This is a genomic window from Streptomyces sp. NPDC091279 (assembly GCF_044757465.1).
In the GTDB taxonomy this organism is placed as follows: Bacteria; Actinomycetota; Actinomycetes; order Streptomycetales; family Streptomycetaceae; genus Streptomyces.
Genome location: NZ_JBIVVA010000008.1, coordinates 115,721 through 135,291, shown reverse-complemented (window position 1 = coordinate 135,291; position 19,571 = coordinate 115,721). Strand labels below are relative to the sequence as shown.

At 69.1% G+C, this 19,571-nt stretch carries 13 protein-coding genes; 3 read left to right on the top strand and 10 right to left on the bottom strand.

Features of this window, described 5'->3' with window-relative positions:
• Positions 1–133 precede the first annotated feature (133 nt).
• The 3 genes from ACIQOU_RS21225 to ACIQOU_RS21215 all read right to left on the bottom strand — a co-directional run bounded on the left by ACIQOU_RS21225 (position 134) and on the right by ACIQOU_RS21215 (position 3,478).
• Entirely contained in the window at positions 134–2,614 is a 2,481-nt protein-coding gene (locus ACIQOU_RS21225) for a bifunctional polysaccharide deacetylase/glycosyltransferase family 2 protein (protein WP_401538357.1), read from the bottom strand.
• Positions 2,615–2,631: 17 nt separating this feature from the next.
• Entirely contained in the window at positions 2,632–2,940 is a 309-nt protein-coding gene (locus ACIQOU_RS21220) for a hypothetical protein (RefSeq protein WP_401538356.1), read from the bottom strand.
• Positions 2,941–3,268: 328 nt separating this feature from the next.
• Positions 3,269–3,478, bottom strand: coding sequence for a hypothetical protein (locus tag ACIQOU_RS21215; RefSeq protein WP_401538610.1), 210 nt, complete (start codon positions 3,476–3,478; stop codon positions 3,269–3,271).
• On the opposite strand from ACIQOU_RS21215, the gene ACIQOU_RS21210 reads away from it, so the two are divergent.
• A complete protein-coding gene (locus ACIQOU_RS21210; protein ID WP_401538593.1) occupies positions 3,378–4,379 on the top strand; it encodes a chitinase in 1,002 nt (333 codons plus the stop codon). The two genes, ACIQOU_RS21215 and ACIQOU_RS21210, sit on opposite strands and share 101 nt — an antisense overlap.
• A 75-nt stretch (positions 4,380–4,454) precedes the next feature.
• Here the strand turns inward: ACIQOU_RS21210 and ACIQOU_RS21205 are convergent, their stop codons facing one another.
• The 4 genes from ACIQOU_RS21205 to ACIQOU_RS21190 form a co-directional block, all read right to left on the bottom strand.
• A complete protein-coding gene (locus ACIQOU_RS21205) occupies positions 4,455–4,910 on the bottom strand; it encodes an imidazolonepropionase-like domain-containing protein (protein WP_401538355.1) in 456 nt (151 codons plus the stop codon).
• Between the two features lie 7 nt (positions 4,911–4,917).
• Positions 4,918–6,117: a cyclic dehypoxanthinyl futalosine synthase gene (mqnC, locus tag ACIQOU_RS21200; RefSeq protein ID WP_401538354.1), complete on the bottom strand. Its 1,200-nt coding sequence runs from the start codon at positions 6,115–6,117 to the stop codon at positions 4,918–4,920.
• A gap of 73 nt (positions 6,118–6,190) precedes the next feature.
• The gene (locus ACIQOU_RS21195) at positions 6,191–6,952 is read right to left on the bottom strand and encodes a prepilin peptidase (protein ID WP_401538353.1); all 762 of its coding nucleotides are present in this window, start codon (positions 6,950–6,952) and stop codon (positions 6,191–6,193) included.
• Complete coding sequence (locus tag ACIQOU_RS21190) at positions 6,949–9,903, bottom strand: BTAD domain-containing putative transcriptional regulator (protein WP_401538352.1); 2,955 nt, start codon at positions 9,901–9,903, stop codon at positions 6,949–6,951. Before ACIQOU_RS21190 ends, ACIQOU_RS21195 begins: the two co-directional genes overlap by 4 nt.
• A 650-nt stretch (positions 9,904–10,553) precedes the next feature.
• Here ACIQOU_RS21190 and ACIQOU_RS21185 point away from each other — a divergent pair.
• Entirely contained in the window at positions 10,554–11,225 is a 672-nt protein-coding gene (locus ACIQOU_RS21185; RefSeq protein WP_401538351.1) for a hypothetical protein, read from the top strand.
• Complete coding sequence (locus ACIQOU_RS21180; RefSeq protein ID WP_401538350.1) at positions 11,213–12,307, top strand: hypothetical protein; 1,095 nt, start codon at positions 11,213–11,215, stop codon at positions 12,305–12,307. Before ACIQOU_RS21185 ends, ACIQOU_RS21180 begins: the two co-directional genes overlap by 13 nt.
• A gap of 57 nt (positions 12,308–12,364) precedes the next feature.
• Here the strand turns inward: ACIQOU_RS21180 and ACIQOU_RS21175 are convergent, their stop codons facing one another.
• The 3 genes from ACIQOU_RS21175 to ACIQOU_RS21165 form a co-directional block, all read right to left on the bottom strand.
• Positions 12,365–13,885: a glycoside hydrolase family 28 protein gene (locus ACIQOU_RS21175; protein ID WP_401538349.1), complete on the bottom strand. Its 1,521-nt coding sequence runs from the start codon at positions 13,883–13,885 to the stop codon at positions 12,365–12,367.
• Positions 13,886–14,280: 395 nt separating this feature from the next.
• Positions 14,281–14,769: a hypothetical protein gene (locus ACIQOU_RS21170; protein WP_401538348.1), complete on the bottom strand. Its 489-nt coding sequence runs from the start codon at positions 14,767–14,769 to the stop codon at positions 14,281–14,283.
• 3 nt (positions 14,770–14,772) lie between these two features.
• A complete protein-coding gene (locus ACIQOU_RS21165) occupies positions 14,773–19,302 on the bottom strand; it encodes a DUF6531 domain-containing protein (RefSeq protein WP_401538592.1) in 4,530 nt (1,509 codons plus the stop codon).
• Positions 19,303–19,571: the final 269 nt, after the last annotated feature.

Below are 19,571 nucleotides of genomic sequence, written 5' to 3'. Positions count from 1 at the left end.
GGGACGGCCCGCGCGCCCGACTCCAACTGCCGGGCGGGGCCCTGCTCCTGGCCCGGCCGACCCTGGCCGGGGCGCTGGCCCCGGCCCTGACCCCGGTCCTGGCCTTCGCCCTGGCCCGGATGCTGTTCCCAGCTCATGAACCCGCTCCCGCCGGTGTGCCGACCTCGCCGGTGCGCTTGAGCTTCTGCCAGCGGAGTCGGCCGCCGGTCAGCGCGGTGATGCAGGAGTGGATGAGGACCAGGTACATCATCTGCCGGTAGGCGAGCTGCTGGAGCGGCATCATCACGAGGTACCGGTACTGCTCCCGGTCGAGCCGGAACGCGTAGGCGGCGCAGAAGAGTTGGACGGCGAGGACCGCGAGCCACGCGTACAGCGCCGCCTGGAAGTCGACGAAGATCATCGAGTAGACGGTGAACACGTCGATGAGCGGTGCGAAGACCGGCGTGATGATCTGGAAGATCACCACCAGCGGCATGCCGACCCGCCCGAAGCGGCCCGAAGGACCCTTGTCCGTCAGGGACTTGCGGTGCTTCCACAGCGCCTGCATCGTCCCGTAGGACCAGCGGTAGCGCTGCGACCACAGCTGCTTGAGCGAGGCCGGCGCCTCCGTCCACGCCTTGGCGTGCTCCTGGTAGACGACCCGCCACCCGGCGCGGTGCATCGCGATGGTGATGTCGGTGTCCTCGGCGAGGGTGTCCTCGCTCATCCCGCCGACCTCAAGGACCGCCTCGCGGCGGAACGCCCCGATCGCGCCCGGGATGGTGGGCATGCAGCGCAGCAGGTCGTACATGCGCCGGTCGAGGTTGAAGCCCATCACGTACTCGATGTGCTGCCAGGCGCCGATGATCGTGTTGCGGTTGCCGACCTTGGCGTTGCCCGCGACCGCGCCGACCTCGGGGTCGGCGAACGGCTGCACCAGGTGCCCGACGGTGTCCGGTTCGAAGACCGTGTCGCCGTCCATCATCACGACGATGTCGTAACTGGCGCTGCGCACACCGTTGTTGAGGGCGGCGGGCTTGCCCGCGTTCTCCTGGCGGATGACCCGGACGTTGGTCATGCCGAGTTCCTCGGCGGCGTCCCGGGCGATCTGCGAGGTGTCGTCGGTGGAACCGTCGTCGACGACGATCACCTCGATCGGATGGGTGCTGGTCGCCAGCGACTTGAGGGTGTTGGCGATGCACTCCTTCTCGTTGTACGCCGGGACGATCACGGTCACCGGCCGGGTGACCGTCGGGCCCCAGCTGAAGCGGCGTTTGTTGCGCTGTCTGTAGTGGCGCCGGGCGAGGATCACCATCATCCCGAACCGGCCCATCACGGCCACACCGACGACCATCAGCCCGACCGACAGGGCGGGCACGGTCCACTCCGCGATGTCCACGGCGAAGATGAGCGCCTTGCCCTCGTAGAGGATCGTGCCCGTGGCGGTGCGGTGGGCGGCCTGGAGCCGGGAGATGCCGTTACCGGAACCGCCGCCGCCGGCACCTCCGCCGCCGGCAGCACCTCCGCCCCCGGCGGCACCACCGTCACCCGCGCCACCGGCACCGGCGGCACCGGCTCCCGCGGCGGCACCCGCGCCCGCGCCCGGGGCGGCGCCGGCCTCGGTGCCGTTCGGGGCGCCCGACGGGGCGGCCGACGGCGCGGTGGAGGCGTTGGCGGACGGCGTGGCCGAAACGGCGCTGTCGGCAGGGGAGTTGACGGCTCCGGCCTGCCGATTGGCGGCGTTCGCGCTGGTGTTGTCCTTCTCGATGACGCCGCTGATGGTGGTGAAGGTGTAGCCCTTCGCCTTCATCTTCGCGATGTACTGGGGCAGCGCCTTGATGGTCTGGGAGCGCTCGCCACCCGCGTCGTGGAAGAGCACCGAGGCGCCCTTGCCGTTCGCCGGCGTGGCCCACTTGACGATCTTCGAGACGCCGGGCTTCTTCCAGTCGTCGCTGTCGGTGTCGACGAAGACGCTGGTGTAGCCCTCCTTGCCGAGCTTCTTGTAGACGGGCCAGCTGTAGTTGTCGATCGCGTTCGTCTCCGAGGAGTACGGGGCGCGGAACAACGTCGTCGTGATGCCGGCCGCGCCCGCGAGCGCCAACTGCGTCTGCTGCATCTCACGGTCGACCCGGGCGTCGCTCTGGTACGACAGGTCGACGTGGGTGAAGGTGTGGATGCCGACCTCGTTGCCCTCCTCCACCATGGACTTCACGATGTCGGGGTAGCGCGAGATCATCGAGCCGACCAGGAAGAACGTACCGGGTACGTCGTACTTCTGGAGGATCTTGAGGACCTGCGGGGTCCAGGTCGGGTTCGGGCCGTCGTCGAAGGTGAGGGCGATGGTCTTCTTCGGGACGGAGACGGTGGTCGCCTGGCCGCCCCGGAAGGTCAGGATCGGCCCGCCGTCGATGATCTTGTCGGGCACCTTGCTTGAGCTGGCCCCGTCGCGCACCCGCTCGTCGCCGCCGACCTCGGCACGCAGATAGCCGTCGAGCAGCATGATGCTGGTCAGCGCCAGCAGGAGCAGGGCGGCGAGGATGACTCGCGGCTTCTGGAGCGCCGCGGCCTTCCCCGCGGCCCGCTCGATCCGGGAGGGAGCGCGCCGGCGGCGGCGCGGAGACGTCGTCGTAGTCATGTGGGCCTGCGCTCAGGTCAGTTGGAGACCGCGGCGGCGGACGCGGACGCGGAGGAGGACGCGGTCGGGGTGGGCACGCCCGAGGGCGCGGCGGTCGGAACGCCGCTGGGCCGCCCGGCCTCGCCGCCGGGGCCGTTGCCGCCCTGGACGCCGGCCGGGCCCTGGCCGCCGCCCGCGAAGGGCAGCAGCGAGGACGGGGTGTACGAGGTGCCGATGCCCATGAACGTGAGGCCGAGCAGGCCCGCGTAGCCCAGGCACAGGGCACCGAGGAGGAGGCCGATCCGCCGCAGCATCTTGGAGCGACGACCGGAGTTGTCAACGAACACGGGCCCTTCGGCGGACCCGTTACCGCGTTTGCGGCGGCGACCGTGCACGGCAGCACGGCTTTCGATGGCAGGCTCGGATTGCATTCCCCAGATATTAGGCAGCCTTTATGTGCCCGAAATCAGACTTCTTGTGAGGCGCCCATGAGAAACCACCGAACCTGTCTTTTACCTGAGAGATTCCAAGAAAGCCTGCACAACTCCCCACGGGGCGAAAGCCGTTGAATGTCCGGCGGGTTCGACCGATTGGCACGGTATGCCCAGTCCCCGCTATGTGTTTCCCGTGCATTACCTGTGCCCGTGAAGCTCAGTCGGGTGTGAGACATTCCCTTTAAACAATCCGAGTCTGTTTCCATCCTGAGACAGACGCCATGAGTAAGGGTGCGTGTTCAATGCGGAGTGTTCTGAAGCCGATGGCCGGGCTCACCTGCGTGTTTGCCATGGCCACGGCAGGATGCTCCTCGACGTCCGGCACCACGTCGAGCTCGACGCCGAGCAGCTCCAAACAGGCGTCCAGTTCACCGGAGGCGTCGAGCAGCACAGGAAGTAGCGACAGTTCGACGGGGACCTCGTACGCCCCCTACGTGAGCGCCACGGACGCCGCCGACACCGATTCGGCCGGGTCGCCGACGACGTACAACCTCGCGTTCGTGATCTCCGACGGCAGCACCTGCACACCGAAGTGGAACGGCGCCGAGGCCATCGCCGACTCCGCGGTGACGTCCCGGATCACCAAGCTGAAGAGCGGCGGCGCCGCGGTCCGGGTCTCCTTCGGGGGCGCCTCCGGCACCGAGCTGGCGTCCACCTGCGACAGCGCCTCCGCACTCGCCGCCGCCTACGGCAAGGCCCTCGACGCGGCCGGTTCCAGCCAGGCGGACTTCGACATCGAGGGCGACCAGCTGACCGACACGGACTCGATCACCCTGCGCTCCAAGGCGATCGCGCTGCTCCAGGAGGACCGCACCGACCTGAAGGTGACGTTCACCCTCCCGGTCATGCCGACCGGCCTCGACTCGGACAGCCTCGCGCTGCTGGCCTCGGCGAACAAGTACGACGTGCAGGTCTCCAACGTCAACATCATGACCATGAACTACGCCGAGTCCTTCAGCGGCGACATGGGCAGCTATGCGATCACCGCCGCGAAGGCCGCGCACACCCAGCTGAAGAAGGTGTTCGGGCTCTCCGACGAGGGCGCGTGGCGGGGCATGGCGCTCACCTCCATGATCGGCGTGAACGACGTCGACGGGGAGACGTTCACCTTGTCGGACGCGGCGGAGGTGCGGACGTTCGCGGAGGAGAAGGAAGTCGGCTGGATATCGATGTGGTCGACCTTCCGGGACGTTCCGTGCGAGTCGGGTGAATCCTCGCAGGACAACGCGGCGACCAACTGTAGCGGCGTGAGCCAGACTTCGGGCGCGTTCGCGGAGGCGCTGAGCGGCTGAGGCGCTGAGCGGCGTGCGGCGTGCGGCTGAGGCGCTGAGCGGCCGAGCGGCCCGTGGCTGACCGGGGCCGAGCGGCTACCGGCGCCGGAAGACCAGGCGGCCCGCGCACACCGTGGCGACGCAGGCACCGGTCTCGTCGAAGACGGCGAGGTCGGCGCGGCCCCCTTCGCCGAGCGCCGGGGGCGTGGCCGCCGACAGGACGACGAGGTCGTTGCGGTCGGCGGCGGAGCGGAGTCCGGGCGAGTCGAGGAAACCGGCGAGGACGGCCGTCGCGCCCGACTTCAGCACGGCGTGGACGCGTTCGCGCGGGGACGGGGCGTCGGGCAGCGGGCCTTCGTGGAGCCGACCCGGGCCCAGCACGCCGGGCCAGCGCCGCACCCGGGCGCCGGGGAACTCCTCGGCCAGCACGGCGAGTTGACCGACCGATGTGATCCGGCCATCGGTCACCAGGACGGCGCCGCCCACGACAGGCTCGTCGAACGCGCCGTCCCAGGACGTCCGGAGCCGTTCTGCGGCGTGAAGGGTCTGCAACGGGGAGTCAGTTGGCGGAGAGGAGCTTCAACTCGGGGTGGGCCGTGCCGCCCTCGATCGCCGTGGACGAGATGTGCGACATCACGCGCTCGTCGACCGGGTCGTTGGCCGGGTCGTCGTGCACGAGCAGGTGCTCGTAGGTCGTCGCGCGCTGCGCCGGCACCCGGCCCGCCCGGCGGATCAGGTCGATGATCTCCAGCCGGTTGGAACGGTGCTTGGCGCCGGCCGAGGAGACCACGTTCTCCTCCAGCATGATCGAGCCGAGGTCGTCCGCGCCGTAGTGCAGGGAGAGTTGGCCGACCTCCTTGCCGGTGGTGAGCCAACTGCCCTGGATGTGGGCGACGTTGTCCATGAAGAGGCGCGCGATGGCGATCATGCGCAGGTACTCGAAGAGCGTCGCCTGCGTGCGGCCCTTCAGGTGGTTGTTCTCGGGCTGGTAGGTGTACGGGATGAAGGCCCGGAAGCCGCCGGTGCGGTCCTGGACGTCCCGGATCATCCGCAGGTGCTCGATGCGCTCGGCGTTGGTCTCGCCGGTGCCCATCAGCATCGTCGACGTCGACTCGACGCCGAGTCCGTGGGCCGTCTCCATGATCTCCAGCCACCGTTCGCCGCTCTCCTTGAGCGGGGCGATGGCCTTGCGGGGGCGGGCCGGGAGCAGCTCGGCGCCGGCGCCGGCGAAGGAGTCGAGGCCGGCCGTGTGGATGCGGGTGATGGCCTCCTCCACCGACACCTTGGAGATCCGGGCCATGTGCTCGACCTCGGACGCGCCCAGCGAGTGGATCACCAGCTGCGGGAAGGCGTCCTTGATGGCCTTGAAGTGCGACTCGTAGTACTCGACGCCGAAGTCGGGGTGGTGGCCGCCCTGGAACATGATCTGCGTGCCGCCGAGTTCGACGGTCTCCGCGCACCGGCGCAGGATGTCGTCGAGGTCGCGGGTCCAGCCCTTCGCGGTGTCCTTGGGGGCCGCGTAGAAGGCGCAGAACCTGCACGCCGTGACGCACACGTTCGTGTAGTTGATGTTCCGCTCGATGATGTACGTCGCGATGTGCTCGGTCCCGGCGTACCTGCGGCGCCGTACGGCGTCGGCGGCGGCGCCCAGCGCGTGCAGCGGCGCGTCGCGGTAGAGGACGAGCGCTTCCTCGGGGGTGATCCGCCCACCGGCAGCGGCACGGTCGAGAACGGACTGGAGATCGGCCTTCTCGGTCACCGGGAACGTCCCTTTCGTCAAGGGGTGTGGACGGACCGGACCAGCCTACGCCAGCGGCCGGGAGCGGCCCACGTCAGGCCGTGAACGCGCCGATCAGCAGCCCCAGGAACGCCCCGGCCAGCAGGAACGGCCCGAACGCGATCGTCGACCTGCGCCCGGCGCGGCCCAGGGCGATCAGGGTGATCCCGTAGACCGCGCCGAGCAGGAACCCGGCGAACGTGCCCAGCATCACCGTCGGCCACCCGTACCACCCGAGTACCGCGCCCACGCCGAGCGCCAGCTTGGCGTCGCCGAAGCCCATGCCGCGCGGGTTGATCAGCCACAGCACGGTGAAGGCGAGGCCGAGGGCGAGGGCGGCGTACAGCGCGGTCGGCCAGTGCCCGGCGGGCTCGGGCAGCAGCGCGACGACGCCGAGGAGCGCGAGCGCGGCGCCCGCGAACGGCAGCGTCAACGGGTCCGGCAGCCGCCGCACCCGGAAGTCGACGACCGTGAGCAGGACCCCTGGGGGTGCAAGCAGCAGCCAGACGAGGAGTTCGAACCGGGCGCCGGTGGCGGCGGCGAGGGCGGCGCAGACGAGAGCGGTGGCGAGGGCGAGCGGCAGGACGCCGGGCCCGTAACCGCCGTTGGCCCGGCGTTCCGCTTGCGGGGTGTCCTGGCACCGGGGGCAGCGGGCGCGGCCGAGCCAACCCTTGAGGGGATGCCCCTGGGGGCAGGTGCGGTGCCAGGGGCCGCCGTCCGGGGCGGCGAGCCGGTAGGCGGCGCGCGGCAGGAGCGCGCCCGCCGCCGCGCCCCAGAGGGCGGCGACGGCGAGGAGCGGTCCGGTGTCCGGCGTCATCCCGCCGCGGTGGCGCCGCCGCGCCAGCTCGGCAGCAGCTCGTCGAGGAGCGCCTCGGTGCGCGGCGGAACGCCCCGGGCGCCGCTGCGGTCGACGAGGTCGACGGCGAGCGCCTGGAGGCGGCCGGTGTCCCCGGTGGCGTGGGTGGCGCGCAGCAGTTCGTGCCAGAGCCGCTCGTCGCCGGGCGCGGAGCCCAGCGCCGCGGTCAGCGCCTCGATGGCCTTCTCCGCGCGGTCCTTCTCCAGGTGGAATTCGGACAGGGCGAGTCCGATGTCCGCGACCAGCAACGGGAGTTGGGCGTCGATGATCTCGTGGGTGAGCCAGCGGTAACGGCCCTCGGGCCGGTCGGCGAGGAGCGGCCCGCGCACCAGGACCAGGGCGTCGGTGAGCAGCCGCCCGCGCACCACCCGGCTGTCGACGCCCTTGCCCTGGGTGGCCTCGTGGTACAGCGACCGCAGCACGTCCAGGTCGGAGACGACGGACTTGGCGAGCACCAGGCGCCCGGTCGCGTCGGCGGTGAGCCGGGGGGTGCCGTCGGGGTCGGTGCCGAGCCAGGCGCGGAGCCGTTCGAGCAGCGCCTCGCGGACGTCGTCGGTGGCGCCGCGCGGCCACAACGCCGAGGCCAGCACCCGGGGATGGACGCCCTCGCGGTGCAGGAGCAGCAGGGCGAGCGCTTCGTGCAGCAGCGCGCTGCGGTCGCCGTCGGGGGTGTCGAGCCCGATGATCTCGTACGGTCCGACCAGCCGCGCGTACACCGCGGGCCGCCCCTGCTCACTGATGTCCACGAGGAACGGCGGTGCGGTGGACGGGCCTTGGGGATCGCGCTCGGGGTCGGCGTCGGTGAACAGCTCGACGACCGCCCGCTGTTGGGCCGACGGCAGGAGCTGGGCGTCGAGTTCGAGGCCGAGCAGCGGGGCGAGCAGCCGGCCCTCCGGGGTGACCTCCATCTCCCAGGAGGCGCCGGGGAGTTCACCGGTCTCGGTGCCGACGAGGTAGCCGATGCCCAACCGGCTTGCGTCGGAGGCGAGTTCGGCGAGGGTGACGGCGTCCTCGGCGGACGGCTGGGCGGCGAGCAGGACCAGGTGCGGGGCCCAACGGGTGTGCTGGGCAGGGCCGGTGCGGCCGGTGAGCACCGAGTCGTGACCGGCCGCGCCGAGGGCGCCGCGGCGCTGCCGGGTCTCCGCCTCCATCGTCTCGATGAGGTCGTCGATGCCGTCGAGGTGGCGCAGCCGGTTGGGGGCGAGCGGGGTGAGGTCCTCGCCGAAGCCGACGAGGGTGATGGTCATGCGGTCGGACCAGCCGTTGGTGGCGAGTTCGGCGGCGACCGACGCGAAGAACGCGGACCGGTCGGCCTCCCGCCCGCTGAGCGAGACGATGCCGGGAACGGCTTCGAGGTTCAGCAGCAGCCGGGAGTCGTCCAGGGTGCCGAGGCTGACCAGGCCCGGGTAGGGGGCGGCGGTGTCGTTGTCGTCGTAGCGCTCGGCGTCGGTGCGGGCCAGCATCCAGAACGTCTGGTCCTGCCCGAGCTGCCAGGGCGCCGGGGGCTTGCCGGCCGGCTGGGCGAGTTGCAGATGCAGGTCACCGCCGGTGAGCCAGGCCGCGTAGACCGTGGGCAACGGCCGTGATTCGGCGGCGAGTTGAGCGGCGAGGCCGCGCAGCGAACGGTCCAGGAGCCGGACGCCCTCGGGGTCGGCGCCGACCAGCAGGGCGTCCTGGACGTCGGCGGCGTCGCCGGTCGGGATCGGCGGCTCCATGCCGCGCCGCCCGCCGACGGCACCGAACGCCGACTGCCACAGCGCCTGTCGGCGGCGTCGTCCGAGGGCGCCGAGGAGACCGGCGGCGAGCAGCGGGGCGCCGAGCAGCGCCTCCGGCAGCCCGAACGAACTGTCGCTGCCCGCAACGTCGTTGGCCTGCTGCTGTGGCCCCTGGTGCTGTTCCTGCCGCTGGTGTCCGGTGCCGCCGTCGGCGGGCCGCTGCTGGGGTACGGAGGCCTGGCTGCCGCCGCCGCTGCCCTGGGCGTGGTCGCCGGTCTGGGCGTAGTCGTGCAGCTGCTGCGTCAGGCCCGAGGAGGCCTGGCCGCCGGCGTCGGGCATCTCGACGAGTTCGCCGCCGTGCGCGTCGCCGGGCATCTCCATGATCCAGCCGGGCCTGATGAGGCTGGCCTCGGAGAGCCGCGAACCGTCGGGCTGCACACGGTCCTTGTTGAGCTGGTAGATCTCCTTGTACCGGCGTCCGTCGCCGAGGTGGCGCTGCGCTATCTCCCAGAGCGAGTCGTGGTGGCGGCCCTCGGGCGGCTGAATCCGGTAGTACTTCGTGGCGCCGTGCTGCTTGGCACCGGCCTCGGCGTGCGCCGCGGCGTGCGAGGCCTGTTCGGCGAGGGCGGCGGCGCTGTCGGCGGCCTGCTCCCGCTGCTGTGCGAAGAGGCCCGGGGTCTGCTGGGCGGCGGCCACGGTGGGCTTCTGGTTGCCCTCCATGCTGTGCCCGAGCTGCGAGAGGCCCGGCGTGAGACTCGCCGCGGTGGCGCCGACGAGCAGCAGCGCGGCGACGAGTTGCCGGGCGAGGATCTGGCTGGGGCCCGCGCCGGGGACGCGTCCGGGGACGCCGACGCCGGACAGCGCGGCCTTCACCTCCACCAGCACGCACGCCGTGAACTGCGCCCAGGCCAGCCAGACGATCACCGTGAGGATGTGCAGGAACGTCGAGACGGTGATCTCCTGCTGGAGCCAGTCGAGCCCCGGCATCCCGCTCGGCAGCGGCCACCCGATGAACATCGCGAGCGCGCCCGGCACCCCGACGACCAGCCCGAGCAGGGCGAGGAACGCGAAGAACGCCTTCGCGATGTCACCGAAACTCCGCCGCCGCAGACGCACCGCCTGCGGCGTCCGGTTCCTGGGCGCCGACGAACCGCCCGTCGAACGTCCCGTCGAGCTAGAGGTACTGCGTCGCGGCATGGCGAGTGTCCTGGATCGTGGGTGAGTGGGACGGGAGGGGGTGCGGGGGCACGGGGCCCGGCGGGGGCCGGGGTGGTGCGGGGTCCGGCGGGGGCCGGGTGGTGCGGGTATTACGGGTACTGCGGGTGCACCGTGGTGCGGGGGTCCGGCGGGGCCGGGGTGGTGCGGGGGTCCGGCGGGGGCCGGGTGGTGCGGGTATTACGGGTACTGCGGGTGCACCGTGGTGCGAGGTCCGGCGTGGCCGGGGTGGTGCGGGTTGTACGGGTCGTACGGGTCGTACGGGTTCCGCGGCGGGGGCCGGGTGGTGCGGGGGTCCGGCGGGGGCCGGGTCGTGCGGGTATTGCGGTCCTGCGGGTGTGCGGGTCGTGCGGGGCACGTCGGTGGGGGCACGTGCGGGGGTGGGGTGTTCCGAGCCTACAGAGATCTTATGGACTGGGGGTTTGCGAGGTCGAAGCGAGAAGGACTCGATCTGCAATCGATCCGGGCCCACACAGGCAGGATCGGTGCGGCGGGTTCAGGTCGCAGCACACTCCTCACATCCCCCACACAATCCCCGACAACCGCCCAAGGCCCCCTCACCTGGCCCTGTTAGCGTCGTTTCCTGGTGTATACGCCGACCTACGCCTGACCTACTCCGGGGGAGATCACACGTGGCCCGCCGCGCCTTGCCGACCATCACCACCGCGTTCACCGTCGCGGCGGCTCTGCTTCTCGCCGGGTGCGGTGGGGGTGACGACGCGTCCTCGGGGGGTATCGAGGGGGCGGACACGGGGTCGGGGAGTCCTTCGGCTTCGGCGTCGGCGACGGCTTCGGCATCTGCGGTGAAGCGGCCCGATGTGAGCCTTCCCGACGACCTCAGCATCGTCTTCGACTTCGACAAGCCCTCGGACGAAGACCACGCGGCGGCCCTGGCGGACGCGGGCAACTACCTGCGCGCCCTCGACCACGGCATCACCCGACAGGACCCCACGGACCGGGCCTTCCAGTTCTACTCGTCGGGCCAGGCCTTCCAGTACGCGCACGGGCAGATCAAGGAGTACGTGGACGGCGGCTGGACCCTCACCGGCAAGGAACGGTACTACCGGGCCGAGACCGCCACGACCGCGGAGACGAAGGCGGTCAAGCTGGTCCGCGTGACCTTCTGCTCCGACCAGTCCAAGGTCTATGGCAAGGAGGTCAAGACCGACAAGATCCTCTACACCAAGGACACTCTGGCCAGTTACCAGAAGTTCAGCCTGGTCATGGCCCTGCCCAAGGGATCAGCCGTCTGGCGTGCCTCGCAGATCACCGTCACCGGGAAGGCCGCAGAATGCCGGGACTGACCGCGTCCACGCGAGCGAAGTGGATCGTTCCCCTAGCCGCTGGCACCCTGCTCTGGACAGCGGGTACCGCCCACGCCGACAAGCCGGTTGGCGGAACGACCCCGCCCGCCGACAGCAGTCCGCAGGGTGGCAGCAAGGGAGACGAGCTGTACGCCTCCGCCAGCCACTCCCAGATCCAGGTCCGCCAGGTAAGCGGCTCCACAAAGGGCAAGCGCGGCACTCTCGCCTCTGTGGACTCCAACTGGAAGCCGCCGGCCTGCTGGTACGAGCCCTTGTTCACCGGCGAGGAACTCAAGGCGTTCGTCGACAAGACGAACGGTCAAGGGGACGTCGGCATCCACCAGTCCTGGTACGGCAAGGGGTTGTGGACGGACCACTACCGGGACGGGAAGCCGCACGAGAACTTCGACATGAACGCGCCCACGAACAGCATCGCCAAGGGGTACAAGGACTACAACATCGGTAAGGAAGGCTACTTCTGGCGTGGCGTCGCTCCGGACGACAGCGCCACCGAGTCCTGGGACTGCGGCAAGATCATGTTCTGGGAGGACGCCGGCAAGGTACCCAAGGTTCCCAACGCCCCCACCCCCAAGACCCTCGCCGAGTACGCCTACAACCAGGTCAAAGTCCCCAGCACCGAGGTGGAGTTGAAGCCGAAGGCCAAGTCCACTGTCAACGCGCCCACTTGGGTGTGGCTTGACAAGGGGACCTTTCAGGACGTCACCGTTCGGGCCGAGTTGCCGCATACCGGGTTGTGGGCGGAGACGACCGCCAAGCCCGTTGCCCTGCACCTGAATCCGGGTACCTCCGACGCCGCCACCTTCCCGGCCTCCGGCGACTGCACGATCAACGACGACGGCTCGATCGGCACGGAGTTCCAGGAGGGCGACGCGGGCAAGACCCCGCCGTGCGGAATCACCTACCTCCGCGCGACGAGCGGCACCCCCTACCAACTCACCGCCAGCATCACGTGGAAGGTGTCCTGGAAGGGCAGCGACGGCACCGGCGGCGACCTGCCGGACGGGACGTTCGAGACGACGCAGGACATGGACGTCCAGGAGTTCCAGGCCGTCAACCGCTGACCGCGCTGGACGCAAGTCCCGCCCACCGCACGGGAGATGGGCGGGACTCGGCCGGGACTACAGCGCCGGGTACCCCGGGAACGTGCAGATGGGCACCGAACCGGTGCCGGTGACCGACGTGGTGGTGACGCCGGTACCGGACGGCTTGACGGTCGAGTTGTAGAGGCCGACCGTCGCGTACTGCGCCGTTGTGGTGCTGGTGTCGAGGGCGACGTTGAGGAGGGTCAGGCCGACGGGGTGGCCCGCGTCGTAGCCGCTGATCACGGACTTGGCGCCGGAGGTCGACGCGGTCGCCTTGACGCCGTTGACCACGATGCCCGTGAAGCTCGGGGTGCTGCCGCTGCCCGTGGCGTAGTGGGTGTCGAAGACCAGGGGCTGCTTGGTCCGGGTGATGCAGGTGCCGGTGTAGGTGACTTGGGTGACCGCACCGCCGTTGAGGCCGCTGCTCTTGATGCGCAGGCCGGTGCTGGCGACGCTCGCGGTGCCGTTGGCGTCGCTGCCGTCGAGGGTGTTGCCGGTGACGAGGACGTTGCTGACGCCGGCGGCGGTCTCGGAGCCGATGGAGATGCCGTGGGTGCCGTAGAAGTGGCTGTTCCTGATGGTGATGTTCTTCGAGGCGTTGCTGCCGCCCTTGATGGCGATGCCGTCGTCACCGGCCATGACGTATGAGTCGGAAACGGTCACGTCGGTGGCGCCGCTCGGGTCGATGCCGTCCGTGTTGTGGGCGCCGGCCGGGGTCTTGATGCGGACGCCCCAGGCGGTGAAGCCGGTGCCGTTCTGGTAGGAGACGTGGAAGTTGGGGGCGTTGACGAGGTCGAGGTCGTAGAGGGTGAAGTCGTTCGAGGACACGGCCTGGATCATGCGCGGGTTGTTCTGGCTGCCGCCGTTGTTCTTGGCCTGCTCGGCGAGGTCCCACCACGACGTGCTCGTGCCGTACAGGGCGAGGTCGCCGCGGCCGTCGACGCGACCCTGGGTGCCGTTCGAGGCGCGGACGGCCTCGATGCCGGTGTGCGCGCCGGAGACGCTGATCAGCGGCTTGCAGCCACCGGAGGACGAGGCGACCGTGCCGCACGTGGACTTGCCGCTGATCTGATAGTCGGACGCCCGCAGCGAACCGTAGAGCGTGACGGGGCTGTCGAGCAGCAGCACGACGCCCTGCGGCACCGTGAGCGGGCCGGTCAGGAAGGCGGTGTTGCTGCCACCCGCGGTGAGCTTCACGGCAACTTGGCCGGAACCGCTCTGTTTGCACGCGTCCAGGGCCTGCTGGATGCGGGAGGTGTCGGGCGCGGCGGCCTCCTGGGCGCTGCTCGCCTTGCGGCCCGTCAGCGTCAGGGTCGCCGCGAGGCTGCGGCAGACGGTCTTCGGAACGGCGGGTTCCGTGACCGTACGGCTGTCGCCGGTGGCCGACGCCGGTATCGCGGCGGCGGTGGTCGTGGTCGTGCCGGCGGCGTTCGCATACGCGACCACTCCACCGGCCGCGGCCGCCGCCAACGCCGCGCTCAGCGCGATCCGCGCCTTCACAAAGGTCCCTCTGCGGTGCCGACGGGGCGCATCGGCCGGGGTGTTCCTGTGCTGCATGAACAGTTCCTGTCGAGCCCGGGCAACCGGGGGCGGGTACCCGGCTGCCGACGTCATCACCGCCCGGGGAACGGATACCCCGCGCGGTGATCTTCCGGACGGGGTCGCCTCTGACGGGGCGACACGTTGCCGCCCATATCCGGATTTTGCCGAGGGATGACCTGGAGGCGGGACGGGGAGGCACGACTTTGCAGCTGGCCGCACCGCGTGTCGTCGCCAAGACCTGAGAGGCGTTGCTGGAGGGGCACCGGCGGCGACCTGCCGGACGGGACGTTCGAGACGACCCAGGACATGAACGTCCAGGAGTTCCAGGCCGTCAACCACTAGCCCCGTGGAGCCCGCGCTCCCTCACTGTCATGGGACGCAGGACAGGGGGCCGTCCAGGTAACAGTTGCTCATCCCGAAGAGGAGAAGGACTCTACGAAGTCCTCCACGATGGCCTGGGAGAAGGGATCTGCCGCAGGGTCACCGGAGGTGACCAAGCTGACGGCGTAATACTCCGACATCAGCAACGACACTCCCTCCGTCGCTTCCTCGGCCTCTCGCGAGCCGACCCGGACCCCGGACACGGTTCCCGCCGACAAGGATCGCTGATGGAATCGGTAGAAGACGGCGTACGGGCCTTGACTGGAGGCATCAAGGGCGTAGCCGTTCTCCTCCCAGAAGTCCTCCATCTCCTGGCCCGACGAGAAGGTGACGATACTTCCGTAGTCGTCGTCAGGGGATTCGGGAAGACTCCAGGCCGATGCAGAACCGGACGTCAGAGGCTGGCCGTTCACGTATACAGCGGGCCAGCGCCGCTGCGCGCGGTACACGAAACGGCGCATCGACTCGGGAAACGACGCGTCCACGATGTAGTCCGTCGAGTAGCCAGTCGGCTCCACGGGTCAGCCCTTCCAGCCGGAGGTCGGGCCGTGATACCTGATCGCGTCCCGGGGAATGGCCACGTCGGAATTGGCGAACCAGACGTGATCACGGCCACCTCGCAGGCGCCCAGAGAACAGTTTCTTCTCCATCTCGAACTCGATCATGTACTCGCTCTTCTCCTTAGTGACGCCGAGATAGGACTTGAACCCACTGGGCCTCTTGGCCAGATCGGCAGGGCTCATCGGGCTGACATACACAGCAGCTGCGTTCTTGCTCTTGGTGCTCCTCGGAACCTTAAGGGTGATTCCGTCCTTACCACCGCCGCCCATGATCTTGTTGTATCCGGTCTTGTCCGTGTAGTGCCTGATGATGGCCTTGCAAGAGGGGGCTAGGCCGAGCGGGTCGAGCCAGACAAGGGGATTGACGACGTAATTGTGATGGTGCGGGGCAGGTTCCAGACCCAACGGGTCAGGGCTGTGGTAGCGCGCCGCGCCCGGGTCGTAGTAGCGGTGAAGGTTGTAGTGAAGGCCCGTCTCACCGTCGAAGTACTGGCCTGGAAACCTCAAGGGGCAGTCGACGAAATCCCTCGCCGGATCGGGCAGTGGCAGCCCCCAGAGAGAATGACGAGCACGCCATGCTGTGCCGCCGGCTTCGTCGACGAGTTCTGTGGGAGTGCCCACGAGATCGGTGACGATGGAGTAGAACTGCTCGTCAACCCAGGCCTCGTCGTTCGTCTCTCCGAAACCGGTGCGCTGGACGAGGGGACGGTCACCGCCCGGCTCCCAGTCCCAGGTGGTGACGCTCGGGGCATCCCTTCCCGGCATGCGCGACCGACTCTGTTCCGCCAGTCGCGTTCCGTCCCAGACGAACATGGTGTGTTCACACACGTTGTCAGAATCCGCAGCGAGGCGTTCCTTGGCTATGCGCCTGCCCAAGGCGTCGTACCGATACCGCCAACGGCTTCCGTCCGGGGTGGTGACACTCGTCAGTCGGTCCTCGGCGTCCCATGCGAAGAGCCATGTGCGCGATCCGCCCGACAGGAGGGAGCGCGTATGACGTACCACCCGGCCCTGGGCATCGTGCGTGTACCGGGAGCGTCCAGCGGTCCGCACGAGCGTTCCGCTGTACGTCATCTCTGCCCGAGCACCGCTCGCCTGTTCAACGTCCCCGCTGGGTAGTTCGGAACGGACGAGATTGCCCAGCGTGTCGTAGGCGTACCGCTCCTGACCGGCCGCAGCGGTGACCGCCGTGACGCGGCCGACCTCGTCGAGTTCATAAACCGTCGTCCCCGTGACGGAGTCCACGACCGCAGTGGGCAGACCGTCCAACCGGTAGGAATAGCGTCGATCGCGTGTCACGCTCGCGTCTTCCGGGGAACGGACTGTCTGGGAGACCAACCGGTGGCCCACGGCACTCCACCGCTGCGACAGCGACGCTCCAGTGGGGAGGGAACGCAATACCTCGTGCCCGGCTACGTCGTACTCGAACCCCACGGTCCTGCCGGAGCCACGAAGCTCGATCGGCTGATGCGCCGCATCGTAACGCCACTCGCTGACCACGTCGCCAGGAGTCCGCCGCCGTACCCGGCGGCCGAGCACGTCGTAGCTGTTCGTCAGAACACGGCCGTTGCAGGTCTCCGTCAGAATGCGACCGCACGCGTCGTACGTGAAGTGGAGCTGGGCGTCCTCGTTGTCCGCCATGACCAGGCCACCGCCCAGGTCGTACGCGAAGCGAGTGACCCGTCCCTCCGAGTCCTGCTGCTCGACCACCCGGTCGAGGAGGTCTCTGCCGTAACGAACAGTCTGGCCAACGCCGTTGGTCCGCTCTGCGACCTGACATGCGGCGTCGTACCGATACGCGACAGTCCGGCCGTTGAAGTCCGTCTCGCGCAGGACGTTACCCAAGGCGTCGTACTCGTAAGTCCAGTTGTGCCCCTGGGCGTTACGAACGGCAACAGGTCGCAGCTCCGTGTCATACGCGAACTCGATCCGGGTGCCGTCCGGGTCGATCCGCGCCCGGGGCCGGTCGAAGGGGGCTGCTTCAAAACGTGTGACACGGTCGCGTACGTCGGTGTGGGAGAGGAGATTGCCCTCTGCGTCGTGGACCCAGCGTTCGGCAGAACCGTCGGGATGATCCCGGCGCGCGGGCAGTCCTTCGACCGTCCACCCGACCATGGTGGTGCCGCCGTCCGGTTCGACCACCACTCGGACTCGGCCGAAGGCGTCGTACACGAACCGGGTGGTAGCGCCCACAGGAGAGACAACGAGGGTCGGGAGACCGGCCCCGTTGCTGCGCACCCGGCTCTCGTTGCCGAGTCCGTCGGTCACCGAGGCAACGGCTCCGCTTTCGTCGTACGCGTAGGCGGTGGTGGTCCCCACGGGGTCCGTGATCGCAACAACGTTCCCACGGTCGTCGTGGTCGTACCGCCAGTGCGCACCGTCCTGCTCTGTGGCCGAGGCCAGTGCCCCGTGAGCATCGTAGGTGTAGTGGGCGGCACTACCGTCAGGGTGGACGACTCGGACGGTGTTGCCCGCGTCATCGTGCTCGTAGGCCGTGGTCCGGTCGAGCGGGTCGGTGAGAGAGACGAGATTGTCGTAGCGATCCCACGTCCGGTTCGTCGTGTGTCCGAGCGCATCGGTCTCGGCGATGAGCTGATACGCGTCATTGAAGCGGTGGATGGTGCTGTGGCCGAGGGAATTCGTGGCCACCGAGATGTGGCTGACGCTGTCGTAGGAGTAGGTGTAGCCGAGGATGCCATCGGTACCGTCGGTGCGGACGCAGCGCCCCTCGACGTCGTAGTCGTAGCGGTACCAGGTGCCGGTCCGGTCTACCCATCCGGTGATGCGTCGTTGCTCATCGTAGGAGAGCTTCAGCGGGAGCCCCGAGGAGTTGTAGACCTCGGCAAGATTGGCCCGACTGTCGTACCCGTAGCGGACGACGACCGGCTGCTCGGGGTCGCTGAGTAGGGTGAACGAGGTGATGCGCCCCTGTTCCGTAGTCACTCCGACGCGGTAACCCCCCGTGTGCACCACCTCCCGGGGAGCCCCGTCCGCCGCGTAACCCACCTCGATCGCGTTGCCGTTGCGGTCGCTGATATCAGCCACGGGCAACTCGGCCGACCCACTGTCGGGCAACGGTCGGAACCGGAGCACCTGACCGAGGTCGGGCTGCCGCACGATCATGCTGCCGGCCTCGGACTCGTCCCACTCCAACGGCCAGCGCGGCCCCTCGACCGGGAACACGGAGATGTCCACGTCCGGTACCGGATAGGTGAGGATCATCCCGTCGGCCGTGGTGAACCGGACGCCGTCCGGATCGAGGATGAGCCGCTGATCGAGAGTGGACGCCCAACCAGGTCCGAACCAACGCCCCGATCGCAAACCCGAACGATGGTGTCGCTCCAACTGCAAGGGAAGGACGCCGTCAAGGAAGATGTCGGTCTCGGACATGACCATCTGACCCGTTGCCATGTCAATCGGGTCGCCGCAGGTGAAGAGCCTCTTCATCGGGCGACCGAGTGAACGGGTGGACTTGCCTAGCCCCTTCGCGCCAAGTGCCATGCCCTTGAGCCCGCCCTTGCCCAGGACCTTCATGCCCTTGGCGAGACCCCCCAGCGTCGTCAGGCCCTTCATGCCCGGTATGCAGTCCAGCGCCGCGAACCCCACATCCCACAAGGACGCCTGTCCCTTGGAGTATTTGTAGAGCGTGTCCGCGAGCACCACGAGCGCGGCCACCAGCACGATCGCACCGAGGATCGGCCCACCGATGATCATCGCGATGATGCCGACGACCGCGACGACCACCTTGCAGACCGTGACGATGGTGTCCCAGTTGTCCTCGAACCAGTCGCCGACCTCCTCCCACCAATGCCGGTTCTGGATACCGGCATCGGAGGCATCGTCGATCTTCCGCTTGGCCTCCCGTGCCGCGTCCTCACGCATCGTGCGCGCGTCCTCGGCCATCTTCTTCGCCGCGTCCAACGCGTTCTGGGCGCCGGTGACGTCCGACTGCGCCTTGGTGTGCGCGGACTTGGCGTTCTGGACGTCGCGGGTGGCGGCGCGGACCTTCGACTCGTCCGGCTTCTCGGCATCCGACTTGCTGCCCGTCGGATCGTCCTTGTACTTGTCCGCTTCCTTGCCCGCCCGGGTGACCCATGAATCGGCCGACGAGAGGCGGGACTTCGCCGACGACAGGTCCGCCTGCGCCTCACGGCCCTTCGCCAGCGCCTTGTCCGCCAGCGCCTGTGCCCGCTCCAGCTTCGGCCAGTACGCCGCCAGCGCATCACCGCAGAGCTCGTACGACTTCTTGAGCTTCTTGAAGTTCTTCGGGACGCCGGAGAACTGGTCCTTGAACACCTCCGCGGACAGCCCCGCCCACTGCAACGTCGCGTCGTCGTCCGCCATCCCCTTGACGACCTTCAACGCGTCCGAGACGTCATCCGCGAAGTCGTGCAACGACTTCGCCAGCGTCCGCACCCGATCCGGGTCACCCGGCGTGGGGTCCTTGTCCAGGTCCAGGACATGCCAATCCCGAGGCCGATACCCCACCATCACGCAACCCCCGCCACAGACACCCCGTCAACAGCCATGTGCACAAGCGAACTTACCGCGCACGCCCATTCAGCGTGAAGCCCCGGATGCGAACAGAGGGCCGCTGCAAGCAGCCTGACCACTCAGAGAGGGCTTCGACGCACCCCGCCCGCCAAGCCTCCCCCACCACATCCCCGCACCAGAATCAGCACCCCTCCGGCCGCCCCGCCTTCGGTCACCAGTCACCGCCGCTTGAACCGCGTCAGCGTGCTCGAATGGCTTCGACAGCA